15 protein-coding genes are annotated in these 15,450 nt (G+C 64.4%); 5 read left to right on the top strand and 10 right to left on the bottom strand.

Going from position 1 to position 15,450, the window contains the following annotated elements:
* The first annotated feature begins 1 nt into the window (after position 1).
* The 3 genes from FVW59_RS17080 to FVW59_RS17090 are packed head-to-tail and all read left to right on the top strand — an operon-like array spanning position 2 to position 2,324.
* On the top strand, positions 2-775 hold the full coding sequence (locus FVW59_RS17080) for an ABC transporter ATP-binding protein (protein ID WP_246139782.1): 774 nt from the start codon (positions 2-4) through the stop codon (positions 773-775).
* Positions 772-1,740: an MlaD family protein gene (locus FVW59_RS17085; RefSeq protein ID WP_148065577.1), complete on the top strand. Its 969-nt coding sequence runs from the start codon at positions 772-774 to the stop codon at positions 1,738-1,740. The genes FVW59_RS17080 and FVW59_RS17085 overlap by 4 nt, the downstream gene beginning before the upstream one ends.
* Positions 1,737-2,324, top strand: coding sequence for a PqiC family protein (locus FVW59_RS17090; RefSeq protein ID WP_148065578.1), 588 nt, complete (start codon positions 1,737-1,739; stop codon positions 2,322-2,324). The genes FVW59_RS17085 and FVW59_RS17090 overlap by 4 nt, the downstream gene beginning before the upstream one ends.
* Here the strand turns inward: FVW59_RS17090 and FVW59_RS17095 are convergent.
* From FVW59_RS17095 to FVW59_RS17105, 3 genes are all read right to left on the bottom strand, one after another.
* Entirely contained in the window at positions 2,321-3,085 is a 765-nt protein-coding gene (locus tag FVW59_RS17095; protein ID WP_148065579.1) for an SDR family oxidoreductase, read from the bottom strand. The genes FVW59_RS17090 and FVW59_RS17095 overlap by 4 nt on opposite strands.
* A 381-nt stretch (positions 3,086-3,466) precedes the next feature.
* Positions 3,467-5,971 (bottom strand): TonB-dependent receptor, encoded by a 2,505-nt coding sequence (locus FVW59_RS17100; RefSeq protein WP_148065580.1) that lies wholly within the window; start codon positions 5,969-5,971, stop codon positions 3,467-3,469.
* Between the two features lie 151 nt (positions 5,972-6,122).
* Entirely contained in the window at positions 6,123-6,812 is a 690-nt protein-coding gene (locus FVW59_RS17105) for a TetR/AcrR family transcriptional regulator (RefSeq protein WP_148065581.1), read from the bottom strand.
* Positions 6,813-6,971: 159 nt separating this feature from the next.
* Here FVW59_RS17105 and FVW59_RS17110 point away from each other — a divergent pair, with 159 nt between their 5' ends.
* Together FVW59_RS17110 and FVW59_RS17115 are read left to right on the top strand one after the other, a co-directional pair.
* On the top strand, positions 6,972-7,403 hold the full coding sequence (locus FVW59_RS17110) for a Zn-ribbon domain-containing OB-fold protein (protein WP_148065582.1): 432 nt from the start codon (positions 6,972-6,974) through the stop codon (positions 7,401-7,403).
* Positions 7,404-7,427: 24 nt separating this feature from the next.
* On the top strand, positions 7,428-8,615 hold the full coding sequence (locus FVW59_RS17115; protein ID WP_148065583.1) for a lipid-transfer protein: 1,188 nt from the start codon (positions 7,428-7,430) through the stop codon (positions 8,613-8,615).
* 44 nt (positions 8,616-8,659) lie between these two features.
* On the opposite strand, the gene FVW59_RS17120 is transcribed toward FVW59_RS17115, so the two are convergent.
* The 7 genes from FVW59_RS17120 to FVW59_RS17150 all read right to left on the bottom strand — a co-directional run bounded on the left by FVW59_RS17120 (position 8,660) and on the right by FVW59_RS17150 (position 15,231).
* Complete coding sequence (locus FVW59_RS17120; RefSeq protein WP_246139783.1) at positions 8,660-9,523, bottom strand: HpcH/HpaI aldolase/citrate lyase family protein; 864 nt, start codon at positions 9,521-9,523, stop codon at positions 8,660-8,662.
* On the bottom strand, positions 9,516-9,992 hold the full coding sequence (locus FVW59_RS17125; protein WP_187275953.1) for a c-type cytochrome: 477 nt from the start codon (positions 9,990-9,992) through the stop codon (positions 9,516-9,518). Before FVW59_RS17125 ends, FVW59_RS17120 begins: the two co-directional genes overlap by 8 nt.
* Positions 9,989-11,542, bottom strand: coding sequence for an FAD-dependent oxidoreductase (locus FVW59_RS17130; RefSeq protein ID WP_148065584.1), 1,554 nt, complete (start codon positions 11,540-11,542; stop codon positions 9,989-9,991). Before FVW59_RS17130 ends, FVW59_RS17125 begins: the two co-directional genes overlap by 4 nt.
* Positions 11,543-11,586: 44 nt before the next feature.
* Complete coding sequence (locus tag FVW59_RS17135; protein ID WP_148065585.1) at positions 11,587-12,282, bottom strand: NUDIX hydrolase; 696 nt, start codon at positions 12,280-12,282, stop codon at positions 11,587-11,589.
* A gap of 18 nt (positions 12,283-12,300) precedes the next feature.
* Positions 12,301-12,753, bottom strand: coding sequence for a MaoC family dehydratase (locus tag FVW59_RS17140; RefSeq protein ID WP_148065586.1), 453 nt, complete (start codon positions 12,751-12,753; stop codon positions 12,301-12,303).
* Positions 12,754-12,869: 116 nt separating this feature from the next.
* Positions 12,870-13,724: a universal stress protein gene (locus tag FVW59_RS17145; protein WP_148065587.1), complete on the bottom strand. Its 855-nt coding sequence runs from the start codon at positions 13,722-13,724 to the stop codon at positions 12,870-12,872.
* Positions 13,725-13,743: 19 nt separating this feature from the next.
* Positions 13,744-15,231 carry a SulP family inorganic anion transporter gene (locus tag FVW59_RS17150; protein ID WP_148065588.1) on the bottom strand — a complete coding sequence of 496 codons (1,488 nt, stop codon included), beginning with the start codon at positions 15,229-15,231 and terminating at the stop codon, positions 13,744-13,746.
* Between the last annotated feature and the right edge of the window lie 219 nt (positions 15,232-15,450).

Genomic DNA, 15,450 nt, shown 5'->3' on the forward strand with positions numbered 1-15,450 from the left:
GGTGAGTGAGCAACCCCACATCAGCATCCGCGGCGTCACCATGGCCTACGGGCCGCGGCTGATACAGCGCGACCTCAGTTTCGATGTCAACCGCGGCGATATCTTCGTCATCATGGGCGGTTCCGGCTGCGGCAAGAGCACCCTGCTCAAGCACATGCTGGGGCTGATTCAGCCGGCCGCCGGTGACATTCTCTACAACGGCAAGAGTTTCACCCGCGCCGACCCGGCCAGTCGCGACGCCATGCGCCGCGGCTGGGGTATCACCTACCAGTCCGGCGGGTTGTTCAGCTCCATGACGGTGGGCGAAAACGTCACCCTGCCGATGCAGCTCTACACCCGCTACAGCGAGGCGGAAATCCGCGATGTGGTGAACTACAAGCTGGCCCTGGTCGGGCTCGCCGGATACCAGTCCTACTATCCCTCGGAAATCAGCGGCGGCATGCGCAAGCGGGCAGCGCTGGCCCGCGCCATCGCCCTGGACCCGGACATCCTGTTTTTCGACGAACCGTCCGCCGGCCTCGACCCGATCAGCTCCAGCCTGCTGGACGAACTGATCGTGCAGCTGAAAGAATCCATCGGCGCCACCGTGGTGATGGTGACCCACGAACTGCCCAGCATCTTCAGTATCGCCAACAATTCCGTGTACCTGGACGCCAACAGCAAAACCATGATCGCCTACGGCAACCCGCGCGAGCTGCGCGACCACAGTGACCAGCCCGTTGTGCGACAATTCCTGGCCAGAGAGGCCAGCGCAGCGGCGGAGAATGCGCAATGAGTGAGAACAGCCACAGCGTCGCCATCGGCGCCTTTATCCTCGGGGCCCTGCTGATCGCGGTTACCACCATCATTTTCATTGTCGGCAGCGGTATCGGCAGCGGGCATGAGCGGGTGGTGATGGTGTTCGACGGTTCGGTCAAGGGTTTGTCGGTCGGTGCGCCGGTGGCCCTGCGCGGTGTGCAAATCGGCCAGGTAACCCATATCAACCTGATCCTGGACAGCGACAACGACGAATTGATCATGCTGGTGGAGGCTGACCTGGATGCCGACAATGTGCAGAAGCGCGGGTCCAATCCCCAGGAACTGACCGAGATGCTGATTGAGCGCGGTATGCGCGCCCAGCTCAACACCCAGAGTCTGCTCACCGGCCTGCTGTATGTACAGCTGGACTTTCACCCGGACACCGTCATCGAGCTGCCCGAGATCGACTCGCCCTACCTGCAGATCCCCACCATTCCCACCAACCTGGAAAAGCTCAGCCGGCAGATTGACGAGATTGATTTCGCCCAGGTGGCATCCGATCTCAGCGACATCGCCACCGGCCTCAAGTCGGTGATCACCGACGAGAAGTTCCAGACCCTGCCGGGCGAAGTCAACGCCACCTTCCACTCAATCACCGCGCTGAGCGAGGATATCCGCTCCACCCTCGGGCGCCTGGAACCCGGCGTAAACCAGCTGCTGGCCAATGCCAACAACACGCTAGGCACCGTGGACGACAACCTGCCGCGGCTGGTGACCCTGGTAGAGGAGAAGCTGGCGGTGGTGGAATCCACCCTGCAGAACTTCGACCAGACGCTCAAAGGGGTGGACAACCTGATCGCCGAGGACTCACCCACCACCTACGAGCTGAACCGGGCCCTGACCGAACTGGCCGAGGCCGGCCGCGCCCTGCAGCTGCTGGCGAAAACCCTGGAAGAACAACCCGAAGCGCTGCTGCGCGGCAAGAACGAGGACGCCCCATGATCGCTGCCACTCAACGCCTGCCCGCCGCGCTGCTGCTGACGTTACTGCTCACCGCCTGCGGCAGCACCCCGCAAAGCGACTACTACCGCCTCAGCGCCAGCGGCAAGGGCGGCAGCGGGGACGCTCCCTCGCTGGGCATTGGGCCGATCGCCATTCCCGAGTACCTGGATCGCAACAGCATGGTGTTCGCGCGCGGCGACAACCAGTTGCACATCGCCAGCTACCAGCGCTGGGCCGAACCCCTGGGCAAGGGCGTCAGCCGGGTACTGGGGCTCAACCTTTCCGGCGCGCTGGACACCCAGAACATCCGCCCCTTTCCCTGGGCCGCCAGCGACCGCCCCGCCTACGCGGTACAGGTCTGGCTGCTGGAACTGGATGCCAGCGCCGAGCGCACCACACTGGTTGCCGAGTGGCGTTTACATGACCCCAGGGAGCAGCGCGAGATTGTGCGCCGCATGGGGCGCTATGAAGACAGCGGCAGCGAGGACGGCGCCGCCCTGGCCGCCGCCTACAGCCGCCTGCTGCAACGCCTCAGCGACGACATCGCCGCCGCCGTGCGCGCCGAGATGACTGCCAAGCGCTAGAAATGGTCCGGGCGCAGCATGGCGTCCGAGCCGCCGTCTACAAAGAACATCGCGCCGCAGATAAAGCTCGCCTCTTCACTCAACATAAAGCGCATTACATTGGCGATATGGGCCGGGCTGGCCATGCCGCCCCAGGGCACACTGGCCTGGAAATCGCGCATGGTCTGGCCCAGCTGCTCATCGGCAAAGACCTGGTCGGTCAGGGGCGTCTGGGTAATGCCCGGCGCCACCGCGTTCAGGCGCACTCCGGCTTTCGCGTAGGGCACCGTATTGCGGCGCATCCAGGTGGCGACCGCGCGCTTGGAACCGGCGTAGGCCACATGGCCGTCGCGCTCCTCCACCAGGGCGCAGGCCGCCGCCTCATCCCCGGAAAGACAGGCCTGCACATAGGCGTCGTCCGCCGGAATCATCGGCGCGGAGTTGGATGACACAATCAGCACAGTGCCGCGACGCTGCGCCACCAGATCCTTGAGCCCCTCAACAACGGCCACCACGGCGAAGTAATTCACCTGCGCAATTAGCGACAGCGGCCGCGCCACCGGCGGCAGGCCGGCGCAGGCGATGAGGCCATCCAGCCCATCCGGCGCCCGTTCGCGCACGCCATCCACGGCAGCCTTGCGCCCTTCGGCAGTGGACAGATCGGCGATGACGTCGCCCTCTTTGATGTCGACGGAAATCACCTGGTGACCGGCCCCGGTCAGCTGCTGGCGCAGTTCGCCACCAATCCCGGTGGCGCCGCCTGTCATTGCGTAGATGGCCATGGTGTTGCTCCTGAATGCTGATTTGGGAGCTGGATTGTTGCCTATTCGCGGCGGGGGATGAAGGGGGTTCAGCTGCTGTGACGAGGCGGTAGGACGGTGGCTTAAGTGGTTGTACCGCACTCTTGGCTTTGGCTGGAGATGTTAGCTTTCTTGGGGGGTGGCTCTAAGCGGTTTCGGTGGCGGCACCCGATCAGGCAGCACCCTTACGAAACACGCTAAAAGCATGACATACCCAAAAAGAGGGGCAGGCTCTCCATGTCGCGCTCTTCAACGGCCATCCATGGCCGCTGCCGAGCTCACATGGACGTGCTTGTAGCGTGTCGCGGAGGGGCCCTCGGGGAGAGGGGGCCGCCACTCAGCTAGAACAGAGTCATCCAGAGCTTAAAAGTTATACCGCAACTCCACCCCGTACATGCGCGGCTCGCTGCGGCGATCCCAGGACGGTGAACCATCGGAAAAGGCCGACGCGGTTTCGCCACCCAGGCCACCCGGATCCACATTCTCCGGCTCCCAGTCCGTCGCGTTCACCACAAACGCTCCCACTTCCCAGCTCTCACTCGGGCTGTAGTAAGTGACGCGCGCATTAAGCTGCTCCTTCTCATCCGAATCCGGGCAGCTGCTGAAGGGCGGCGCATCCAGGTCGCCGGTGGCAGAATCATCCGACAGCACCAGCTCGCCATCGATCTCCGTAAAGCGATAAATCTCGGATGGCAGACCCTCCGCGGCATTGTTCACCACAAAGGTACAGCTGTCGCGCTCGACACCGTCGCTGTAACTGTAGGCCGCCGAGAGCACCATCCGTGCCCCGCTGTCGAAGTCCCAGGTGTAATTGCCGCCGACACTGAAGTTCAGGTCGGGGGACTGGGCGAAGTCTTCGCCGGAACGGTCGATCACCTGGCAGGCGCCGTCCACCACCGTGCGATCGGCGCGGCGGGTGTACTCAGCGTCCAGCAGGCCGGTATTGAAGAACAGCTCGAGGGACGGAATGGGCAGCCAGCTCACACTGATTTCTGCGCCGTCGCCCTCCACGTCGGAGGTCTCGAACAGGTAGGCCCCGGTGGTGGAGTTCAGGCAGGCGCCCTCAATAAAGCGCAGTTGCTGCAGGTTGTCGTATTCATACTGGAAGACCGCGGCATTGACCCGCAGGGTGTTGTCGAACCAGCTGGATTTCACGCCGATTTCGTAGTTGGTGACCTCCTCCGGGTCAAAGGCCGGCGCCAGGATTTCGCCGGCACTGTTAAAGCCCCCGGCCTTGTAACCCTCGGAGTAGGAGGCGTACAGCAGCACGTCGTCGGCCACCGCCCAGTCCACCACGAAACGCGGGGTCACCTGGGACCAGCTCTCCTCGGACACCAGGTAGCCCAGCTCGCCGTTGGGGTCATAGTTGCCATTGGCGTCGATGCGGGTCTCGGTGGGAAAGCCGAAGGCCAGTACGTAATCGTTGAACTCGGTATAACGCCCGAACTCCTTGGTGTCCTCGGTGTAGCGCAGGCCCGCGGTCAGGGAGAGGGTATCGGTGAGGTCGAAGGTGGCATCGGCAAAGGCAGCGTAGGATTCGTATTCGCCATCGATGAAGATGTTTTCGACGAAATCGGCGCCGGCGGCAATGGCTTCGGCACCGCTGCTGAAGGCGCGCCGGCCGAAGGGATCGGGGATAACCTGGAAAGCGATGTCCAGCGGTTGCCCCGGTGTCAGGGCACTGTAGGGCACACCGATTTCACGCTCGGCGATCAGTTTATCGAGAGACTCCGGCCCCAGGGTGATGCCGCTCTGCTGTTTGGCGTGCTCCCAGGTGTAGTTGACGCCGGTGGTCCAGCGCCAGCGCTCGCCGAGTTCGCCGTCCAGGCGGAATTCCTGGCTGAACTGCTTGTTGCGCTCGCGGTTGAGGTCGTTGAAGCGGTACAGCAGCTCGGCGGAGCCGTCCTTCTCCTCGGGGTTGAAGGTGCTGTACTTGCGCCAGGCGGTGATGGAGGTGAGAGTCGCGGCATCGAGATCCCAGGTGACGTGCAGGGAGCTGCCGAACAGGTAGCGGGTTTCCGCCAGGCGCTCCTCGCTCTCCACCTTGGTGAAGCCCGCGCCGTTGTCGCGCGGCCCCCACACGGCGCTGGAGGCCGGGCGCGAATCCTGGTCCACCTCGTCGTACTCGGCGCGCAGGATGATGTCGAGGCTGTCGGTGGGCAGCCAGCGCAACTGGGCGTTGATCGACTTGTTGTAGCGCCGCGCCAGGTCGTCGCCGTTGAACACGTTGTCCACCCAGCCATCGCGCTTGTCGTAGAGCAGGCCGGTGCGGAAGTAGAGATTGTCAGTCAGGGGCAGGTTGAATACACCCTCCAGCTGGCGGCGGTCGTAGTTGCCGAGGGTGGCGCGGGTCCAGCCCTCGGTTTCGTTGACCGGCTTGTTGGTCACGTACTGGATGGCGCCAGCCGCGGCGTTGCGTCCGAACAGTGTGCCCTGGGGGCCATTGAGAATTTCCACCCGGGCGATATCGTTGAAGGCCACCTTGGAGCCACCGGAGCGGCCCACGTAGACGCCGTCTACATAGACGCCCACCGCCGGGTCGGCGCCGACGCCGAAATCGTCGGTGCCGATGCCCCGTATCGCGTAGTTGGGCTGGTTGGCACCGCCTGAAATCGTCACGTTGGGGGTAAAGGCGCCCAGATCGCCGATGTCCCGGGCGGCAAGATTATCGATGCGCTCCTCGCCGAAGGCCTCGACGGAAATCGGCACATCCTGCAGCCCCTCCTCGCGTTTCTGGGCGGTGACCAGCACCTCTTCCAGGCCCTGGGCCCAGGCGCTCTGGGTGGTGGCCAATGTGGAGTACACAGTGGCAAAAACAGCGGTGGCGAGCAGCGTACGCTGCCGGCTTCCACGGACGGATACAGACATGACAACCCCCTGGCAATGCGCCCTTGGTGACGCTTGTTTTTAGTTCATCGCCGGCACGGCGGCCAGCTGCAGTGGCCATCTGGGCAGCCGACTACTATCTCAGTTTGCCCCAGAGGCGGGCGCCGCGGCAACAGGAATTGGTACGTTGGTACTACTTTTGCGAGTGAGCCGCCCCGGTGCCGAGTTGCAGGTCGACGTGGCGCAGCAATATCCGCCGCGCCTCGGACTCGCTCAACTCGCCGAAGGTCAATTCCGCCTCCAGGCGGTAAATCAGCCCCAGCCCGATCTGGGTATCGGAAAACGGATCGTCGCTACCCGCACGCTCCAGCAAGGCGCCCACCTCGGCGGCAAACTGCCGCTCCTGGGCCTCGTTGAGGGCGCGCAGGCCGGCATCGCGGCGGGCCTCGTGCTTGAAGGCCAGTTCAATACTGCGATCCTCCACCGCGGCAGACTGGCCGATGACGTGATCGGCCAGCACCGTCGCAATTTCCTGCACCAGCTGCCCCCGGTCTCCGTTGTCCGCCTCGGCCCGCTGCAGGCAGTCCAGTAGTTGTTGCTGCAGGGCCAGCACCGCGCCGGCGCGCTGCTCGGCGAACCAGGTAAAGGCCTCGCTGAGCAACTGACCGATGTCGCTGAAGTAGTAAGTGGTGGCCGCCAGTGGCACCCCGGCTTCCTTCGCCACCGCCCGGTGGCGCACCGCGCGAATGCCCTCCCGCGCAATCAGGCGCAGGGTGGCCTCGAGAATCTGCTGGTGGCGCAGGCGGCCTTCTGCTCGACGCTGGCGGCCCTCTGCCCGACGCTGGCGGCCGCCCTGTTCGGACTTGATTGAGGTTTCTGACATAGCCGCACTGTGCCGCGAAGCTCCCGGGTGCGCAAGCACCGGCGAGATGACAGCGCCAGGTCTGCATTGATAAACCCCCGGCTCAGGGCCTCCGGCGCCGCCTTCCGCCGGGACATGGCCAGTAGTACTCTGTGCCGCGATTTTTCAGGAGGCAATCCGATGAGCGACAAACCCCTCGCCGCCGCCATTGACGGCTGGCATACCCTGGGTGAGCAGCCGCACCTGATCGGCACACGCTGCTGTGGCTGCGGCACTTACTTCTTCCCCAAACAGACCCACTACTGCAAGAACCCCGACTGTGACAGCAACGAGTTCGAGGAAGTGGAATTGAGCCGCACCGGCACCGTGTGGAGCTACACCAACGCCTGCTACAAGCCGCCTGCGCCCTTCGTTGCGGCGGAACCCTTCGAGCCCTACACCATCGCCGCGGTGCAGCTGGAAAAGGAGCAGATGACGGTGCTCGGCCAGGTGGTGGCAGGCGTCTCGACCGCCGACCTGAAAGTCGGCATGCCGATGGAACTGGTGCTGGAGACCCTGCACGAGGCAGAGGACGACATCAAAGTTACCTGGAAATGGAAGCCGGTCGCCTGAGGGCGCCCAAGGCAGGAGAATACTATGTCCAATGAAATCGCCATCCTCGGCGCCGGCATGCACCCCTGGGGCAAGTGGGGCCGCAATTTTGTCGAATACGGCGTGGCCGCGGCCCGCGAGGCCCTGGCCGACGCCGGAGTGCCCTGGCGCGATGTGCGCTTCGTGTCCGGCGGCGCCACCGTGCGCTGTGGCTATCCCGGTTACGTGGCCGGCGCCACCTTCGCCCAGGCGCTGGGCTGGCAGGGCGCCGAGGTCAACACCTCCTACGCCGCCTGCGCCTCCGGTTCCCAGGCCCTGGCCGCGGCGCGCAACAAAATCCTGGCCGGCGAGTGCGAAGTGGCGCTGGTGATCGGCGCCGACACCACTCCCAAGGGCTTCCTGGCGCCGGCCGGCGGTTACCGCCCGGAAGATCCGGACTGGGTGCGCTTCTACCTCGGCATCACCAACCCGACCTACTTCGCCCTGTACGCGCGGCGCCGCATGGACCTCTACGGCGACACCCAGGCGGACTTCGCCAAGGTGAAAGTGAAAAACGCCGCCGCCGGCAGCAAGAACCCGCGTGCCCGCTATACCAAGTGCTTTACCGAAGAGGACGTGGCCGCCTCCGCCATGGTGGCTGACCCGCTGCGCCTGATGGATATCTGCGCCACCTCCGACGGCGGCGCGGCGTTGATTGTGTCCAGCGTCGACTACGCCAAACGCATTGGCAAGGGCGACGCCCCGCGCATCGCCGCCATCTCCACGGTCACCCCGAGCTTTGCCAGCGGTGTGGTGGAAATGCCCGATATCGCCACCGACTCTGCGGCGGCCGAGGGCATCGAGGCCCAGAGCTTCCGCGCCGCCCTGCCGATCAAGGCCTACGAGGAAGCCGGCATCGGCCCCGAGGATGTGGACGTGGCGGAGGTCTACGACCTCTCCACCGCGCTGGAACTGGACTGGATTGAAGACCTGCGCCTGTGCGAGCGCGGCGACGCCGCCAAACTGCTGCGCGGCGGCGACACCCGCATTGGCGGCCGCATTCCGGTGAACCCCTCCGGCGGCCTGGCCTGCTTTGGCGAGGCGGTGCCGGCCCAGGCCCTGGCCCAGGTCTGCGAACTGACCTGGCAACTGCGCGGCCAGAGCGGCGAACGCCAGGTAGAAGGTGCCAGAGTGGGCATCACCGCCAACCAGGGCCTGTTCGGCCACGGCAGTTCGGTGATTATCAAGCGCTGACTACAGCAACTGTCCTGATCGGGGGCCGGAACCGGCCCCCGGTTTTAATTGCGACTTTCTTCGATCTGCCGTGCCATGGCCAGCACTCGCCGCGCCTCGTCCACGTGCATGGTCTCCACCAGCTTGCCGTCCAGCACCGCCAGGCCCTTGCCCGCTTTCTCTGCCGCGGCCCAGGCCTCCAGCACCCTTTCCGCCCAGCTTACCGCTCCGGCGTCGGGGCCAAACACGGCGTTGGCGGCTTCAATCTGGCTCGGGTGGATCAGGGTCTTGCCGTCAAAGCCCAGCGCCCTCCCCTGCTCGCAGATAGCGCGGTAGCCGTCGGCATCCTGCAAATCCAGGTAGACACCGTCCAGCACTGCCACGCCCGCCAGGCGAGCCGCCATCACCGCGCGCCCCAGGGCGTACTGCAGGCCCAGGCGATCGGGACGGTGCGGCACACGCAATTCGGCGGCGAGATCGGTAGTGCCCATCACCAGCACCGACACGGCGGCATGGCGGGCGATGGTATCGGCGGCGGCGATCCCCGCCGGGGTTTCCAGCATGGCCCACAGGCGGATATCCCGGCGCCCGAGCTGCGCCAGCAGTGTGCCCACGCTGTCCAGTGCCTCGTCGCTTTCCACCTTGGGCAGGCACAGGGTATCCACGCCGGTAGCGGCCATCGCCTGCAAGTCGTCCCGCCCCCAGGGCGTGTTCAGGCCATTGCAGCGCACCACCAGCTGGCGCTTGCCGTAACCACCGGCGGCCAGTTGCGCTACCACCGCGTCGCGGGCAGCGGCCTTGGCGTCCGGCGCCACGGCGTCTTCCAGGTCAAAGACCACCGCATCGCAGGGCAGGTCGCGGGCCTTGTCCATGGCTCGCTGGTTGGCGCCCGGCATATACAGTACCGAGCGCAGGGCTAGTTCAGTCACGGGCGTCCTCTTTGTTTTCACTGTTGCCATCGGCATCGCTGCCGCGCACACTGGCCTGCTTCAGGTAGGCGATGAGGTCGGCGCGACGCTGTGGATCGGGTACGCCAAGGCTCATCATGGTGGAACCCGGGAACATGGCGCGGGGATCGGCCAGCCACAGATCCAGCAACTGCGGGGTCCACACGAATTCGGCATTTTTGAAAGTTTCTGAATAATAGTCAAAGCCCGGCTGCTTGCCCGCCACTTTGCCAAAGATCCGGTACAGGTTGGGGCCGTTGTTGTGCCCCAGGGCCGGGTCGGGGTAATGGCAGGTACGGCAGGGGCCGAACACCAGGCGCCCGCGTTCCACATCTCCGGTCAGCGCGGTACCGGCACTGGTCACCGCGGGGCCGGCCTGCTCCTCCGGCTGGGCGAGGCAGCCAACGCTCAGCAGGCAAAGTAGTGCCAGGCAGCCTTGATAGTATTTCATGCGCTCACCTCCTGACGGGCGACACTGCGACCGGCGCGACGGCCAAAGAAGGTGCAGTCCCCCACCGACAGGCCGCTCGCTGCATAGGGTGCCGTGGGCAGGCCCGCCACCGTGCGACCGGCGGCGTAAAGCCCGGGTATGGCATCGCCAAAGCTGTTGATTACGCGGCCATCCACGTCGGTGTGCAGGCCGCCAAAGGTATGGGCCGGGAAAAAGGCGCGATTCACCGACAGGTCCCACACCCGGTAGGGCGGCCCCTGCAGCGGGCGCAGGTAGTGGTGGCTCTTGTGGAACAGGGGGTCGCGCCCGACACTGGCGAAACGGTTGTAGTAGGCCACCGTGTGCTGCAAAGCCCCCTGGGGGAAGCCGGCCAGGGTGGCGAGGTCGCCGATGGTGGCGCTCTCCGCCACCAGGGGAAAGTTGTCCTGGTGCATCTGGTAGGCGCTCTGGTCGTCGGTGATCAGGTAGGCGCGGCCCTGCTGGTGGAAGGCGATGGCGTCGCCCAGTACCCCGTGATAGGACTCCTCGGAAATAAAGCGCTGGCCGAACTGGTTGACCACGATACCCGACAGCACATTCTCCGGCGGGTACATGGGGGCGATGGCAAAGCCCTGGTGCATGCGCAGGGCCTCGGCGCCCGCGGCGATGCCCATGTTGATTCCGGCACCGAGATCGCCGGCATTGCCCCAGGGCACCGAGCAATCGTACAGCTCCGGCGCATAGCGCTTGAGCATCTCGCGGTTGTGAATAAAACCGCCGCAGGCCAGCACTACCCCGCGACTGGCGCGAATCCGCAGGCGCTGGCCGGCTTCATTTTCCACCACCATGCCCGCGATACGCCCGTCGCTTTCCACCACCAACTGACGCCCGGCCAGCCCGGCCCGGGTGGCCACACCGGATTCGGCGAGGCGGGCCAGCAGCGCTTCCATCAGGCTGCGCCCCCCGTTCATGCCCGGTACGCCCGGCACGTGACCGCGGGGCGCGGGGCGCGCCGCCTCCGTTGCCGGCCAGGCCTGTTCGTTGCCGGAGTAATAGAGGGACTCATCGCCAAAGGGCAGGCCCTTGGCCGAGGTCATTTTCTTCTTGTAGGGCACGCCCTGCTGCACCAGCCAGTCGAAATGCTCGGGGCTGGATTCGCAGTACAGCTGGATTTTATCAAGCTGTGGATGGAGGGTGCCGGCGGAGACGATGAAGTTGTACATCGCCTCGGCGCTGTCTTCGACTTTCAGGGAGCGCTGCAGGGCGGTGCCGCCACCGGCGTATACCACACCACCGGACATGGCCGAGGAGCCGCCCAGCTTGGGCAGCGACTCAACCAGTAATACCCCGGCGCCGGCGCGACGCGCCTCCAGCGCGGCGCTGACCCCGGCGGAACCGGAGCCCGCCACCAGTACCTCGGTGGTGATATCCCAGCTCTTTACCTCGCCGCGGGGCAGCAGCGCAGGTGCCGCCGCGGCCCCTGCTGTCGCAAGGCCGAAGCCGGCGGCGCCCGCCAGCCCCTGCAACACCCGGCGCCGGCCGATGCCCGCCCCCTCCCGTTTTTTGTCCATGCCTTGCCCCCTGCCTGTTGTTATTGCTTGAGCTCAGCCAGCGCTCAATCCAGTTCGCAGATGTACTTCAGCTTCTGGTTGACCATGTAGGTGCGGTGGCGCGGCCCACCGGCCTGCTCGTCGCCACTGGCGTAACCCGCATCGCCCTCGTAAAGAAAACAGATACCGCCCTCGATAAACACCATGTTGGGCGCGTAGATCATCGCCTGGCGATCGCGCACCACGCAGCGCGCGGCGTTGCAATCGATGTGCGCTGCCAGGTCCACCAGGCTGACAAAGGTGGGTGGCATCAGGTTGAAGGGGTTGTCCGGGTCGTCGATCTCGGCCAGTGCCTGTGCTGGCGACACCCAGCGGTGCAGGGCAATCTCGCCGCCGTCCACCTGTACTTCCTGGTCGTCTTCCAGCACCGCGAGGAAGAACCAGGTGGCAAAGCGCTTTTTGGCGCCCTCCGGGGTGGTCCAGTGTGACAGGTACTCGAGCTGGTCTTCGGTAATGACCAGCCCCGCCTCCTCGCGGGTTTCGCGAATCGCCGCATTCACGGCGCTGTTGTAATCATCGCCGGGCACGGTGATATCCGCCGGGTCGACACGGCCGCCGGGGAATACCCACTGCCCGCCCATGTGGCGCACCGCCGTGCTGCGCTGCACCAGCAGCACTTCCGGGCCGGCGGGCGCATCGCGCATCAGGATCACGGTGGCGGCGGGATAGATCGGCGTCACCTCGTCGCTGGTTTCAATCACGGCTATTCTCCCCCGTCATCAGGGAAAGAAACGACTGATGGTATCGACCACACAGGCCGGGCGCTCGCCACCCTCGACCTCGATGGTCATGCGCACCACCACCTGCACCCCGCCTTTCACCTCTTCGGCGCTCACCACCTCGCCCACACCGCGCAGGCGGCTGCCCACCGGGACCGGCGCCGGGAAGCGTACCTTCTCGCAGCCGTAGTTCACGCCCATGGAGAAGCTTTCCACCTGCAGGACTTGCGGCAGGAACAGGTTGGCCAGGGACAGGGTGAGATAGCCGTGGGCGACGGTTTTACCGAAGGGGCCATCGGCGGCCTTGACCGGGTCGACGTGAATCCACTGGTGATCGCCGGTGGCATCGGCAAACTGGTTGATGCGCTCCTGGGTGACTTCCACCCACTCACTGTGACCGAGTTGGGTGCCCTCGCTACCGAGCAGGGCGGCGGGGTTGGCAAAGCTTGTCATGACTGTTGTCCATCGTCGTTGCAAAAAACGTGCGGGGGACTATAGCACCGGCACCGACCCCCGGCAGCCGTCGCGGTTTAACTGTGTTCACTGCGCACCAATTCCGGGGGTGGCCTTCAGCGCAGGATCAGTACAGGCACGGTGCTCGCCGCCAGCATGCGCGAGGTATTGCTGCCGACAAGGAATTCCCGAATGCGGGAGTGCCCGTAGGCCCCCATCACCTTCAGCTCGATGCCGTGCTCCTGCTGAAACGCCATCAGCGCGTCGATCACCTTGCCCTGTATCAGGTGCGGCTGAACGCTGTGCCCCTGACCCGAGAGAATGCCGCAAACGCGTTCCAGTTGCTGTCGATGGTCAGCGCTGTCATCGCCCACCATCACGATGTGCCCGGGGATGTTCGCCAGCAGCGGGCTTGTGCTGATGCGCTCGATGGCGGCGTCGGCGGTTTTGCTGCCGTCGTAAGCCAGCATGTAATTACCGGGGGCGTGAAAAGGCTCGGTCGCCATCAGGATCGGCGTGTGGATGGCCCTGACCACATTCTCGATGTGCGAGCCAATCACCTGCTTCTCGAGGGAATGATCCTCGCCCAGCCGGCCGACAACATACAGGCGCGTATCCGCCTCGCATTCCAGCAGCGCGTCCAGCAGATGATCGTGGCGCTGCTCCACCTCGACATGGGTAGCGCCATGGTCGCTGCAGCGCTGCCTTGCGGCCTCGAGAATGTGCTTGCCATGTTCTACCGCCAGCTTGTTGCGGCGCTCATCCAGTTCGGTCAGTTCGGCGAGCAGGTGCTCGCGGCTGCCCAGGCCAATGGCGCCGGAGAGGTCTTCCGTGGCGGGTGATATCGATTTCTCCAGCACATGGAGTAGCTTCACCGGGGCATCCAGAAGCCTGCTGGACCAGGCGGCCGCGTCAGCGACAGCGGATGAAATGACGGAGCCGTCGATACAGGCGGTTATACGGGCTTTCATGCGTTTCACTGCCTCCTTCCTAGTGACCGGCCATCAGCTTCTCAACTTCTTCCGGTTTGTCGTAGACGCCGAAGCGGTCCACCACGGTGCGCGTGGCCTCGTTCATACCCACGATATCAACCACTGTACCCTCGCGCCGGAACCGGATCACGATTTTGTCCAGGGCCGCCACGGAAGTGATATCCCAGAAATGCGCCTGGCTCAAATCTATCGTCACACGGTCGACCACCTCCTTGAAATCGAAGGAGTCCGCAAAGTGCTCGGAAGAGGCGAAAAACACCTGGCCAATCACCGCATAGCGGCGGTGCCCCTCCTCGACCAGCTCACTCCTGACGCCCATGAAACGGCCAATCTTGTTGGCAAAGAACAGCGCCGCCAGCAGTACGCCCACGAACACCCCGATTGCCAGGTTGTGGGTGGCCACCACAACGACCACCGTGCTGATCATCACAATATTCGAGGACAGGGGGTGCTTCTTCAGGTTGACCAGGGAATCCCAGGAGAAGGTACCGATAGACACCATGATCATCACCGCGACCAGGGCGGCCATGGGAATGAGCTTTATCCATTCGTCGAGAAACACGACCATGATCAGCAGCAATACACCCGCGGTCAGTGTCGACAGCCGCCCCCGGCCGCCGGATTTCACATTGATCACCGACTGCCCGATCATCGCACAGCCAGCCATGCCGCCCATCAGGCCGGCGCCGATATTGGCAATACCCTGGCCCTTGCACTCACGGTTCTTGTCACTTTTGGTATCGGTGAGGTCATCGACAATGGTGGCCGTCATCATGGATTCCAGCAAGCCGACCACGGCCAGCCCCAGTGAATAGGGCAGAATGATCTGCAGCGTTTGCCAGGTCAGCGGAACATCCGGCCAGAGAAAGACAGGCAGGGTATCGGGCAGCTGCCCCATATCGCCGACAGTGCGAATATCCAGCTGCAGGAACAGGCTCACAGCGGTGAGTACCAGGATGCACAACAACGGAGAAGGCAGCGACTTGCCGACCCGGGGAACAAGGGGAAAAAGATAGATGATCGCCAGGCCCGCGGCCGTCATGGCGTAGACGTGCCAGGTGACGTCGATCAGTTCCGGCAACTGGGCGGCAAAAATCAGTATGGCCAGCGCATTGACGAAACCGGTCACCACCGAGCGGGACACAAAGCGCATCAGGTCTCCCAGCCGCAGGAAGCCCGCCACAATCTGCAGTACGCCCGTAAGGAGCGTGGCCGCCAGCAGGTATTCCAGGCCGTGTTCCTTGACCAGCGTCACCATGAGCAAGGCCATGGCGCCGGTAGCGGCGCTGATCATGCCCGGCCGCCCGCCGACAAAGGCAATCACCACCGCGATACAGAACGAGGCGTAAAGCCCTACCTGGGGGTCGACACCGGCAATAATGGAAAAGGCGATAGCCTCGGGAATCAGCGCCAGCGCCACCACAAGGCCGGCCAGCAGGTCACCACGGATATTGGAGACCCAGTCGTGTTTGATGGATTCGATCATTGTGTACCTATACTCGCGTCACCCATGCCGTGCATGTGCCGGGTGCGGAAAATCAGAACGTGAGAATTGCACAGGGCACCCGGCATTGCGGACACCTCGAAGCTTGCCCTTTCCTGATCAGCAGGAGAGTGCAAAAAAGACGGGAGGGGATGTTACGGCGGCGTGGGCAACAGAAGACTCGGGGGCGACAAAAGCGGGGGATTATACCGGATTCCCGAC

Source organism: Parahaliea aestuarii (assembly GCF_008064635.1).
Lineage (GTDB): Bacteria > Pseudomonadota > Gammaproteobacteria > Pseudomonadales > Halieaceae > Parahaliea > Parahaliea aestuarii.

What these genes read in the sequence shown, in the direction of transcription:
- FVW59_RS17085 (WP_148065577.1), top strand. Translation starts at nt 772, where the DNA reads ATGAGTGAGAACAGCCACAGCGTCGCCATCGGCGCCTTTATCCTCGGG.
- FVW59_RS17090 (WP_148065578.1), top strand. Translation starts at nt 1,737, where the DNA reads ATGATCGCTGCCACTCAACGCCTGCCCGCCGCGCTGCTGCTGACGTTA.
- FVW59_RS17095 (WP_148065579.1), bottom strand. Translation starts at nt 3,085, where the DNA reads ATGGCCATCTACGCAATGACAGGCGGCGCCACCGGGATTGGTGGCGAA.
- FVW59_RS17100 (WP_148065580.1), bottom strand. Translation starts at nt 5,971, where the DNA reads ATGTCTGTATCCGTCCGTGGAAGCCGGCAGCGTACGCTGCTCGCCACC.
- FVW59_RS17105 (WP_148065581.1), bottom strand. Translation starts at nt 6,812, where the DNA reads ATGTCAGAAACCTCAATCAAGTCCGAACAGGGCGGCCGCCAGCGTCGG.
- FVW59_RS17110 (WP_148065582.1), top strand. Translation starts at nt 6,972, where the DNA reads ATGAGCGACAAACCCCTCGCCGCCGCCATTGACGGCTGGCATACCCTG.
- FVW59_RS17115 (WP_148065583.1), top strand. Translation starts at nt 7,428, where the DNA reads ATGTCCAATGAAATCGCCATCCTCGGCGCCGGCATGCACCCCTGGGGC.
- FVW59_RS17125 (WP_187275953.1), bottom strand. Translation starts at nt 9,992, where the DNA reads ATGAAATACTATCAAGGCTGCCTGGCACTACTTTGCCTGCTGAGCGTT.
- FVW59_RS17130 (WP_148065584.1), bottom strand. Translation starts at nt 11,542, where the DNA reads ATGGACAAAAAACGGGAGGGGGCGGGCATCGGCCGGCGCCGGGTGTTG.
- FVW59_RS17140 (WP_148065586.1), bottom strand. Translation starts at nt 12,753, where the DNA reads ATGACAAGCTTTGCCAACCCCGCCGCCCTGCTCGGTAGCGAGGGCACC.
- FVW59_RS17145 (WP_148065587.1), bottom strand. Translation starts at nt 13,724, where the DNA reads ATGAAAGCCCGTATAACCGCCTGTATCGACGGCTCCGTCATTTCATCC.
- FVW59_RS17150 (WP_148065588.1), bottom strand. Translation starts at nt 15,231, where the DNA reads ATGATCGAATCCATCAAACACGACTGGGTCTCCAATATCCGTGGTGAC.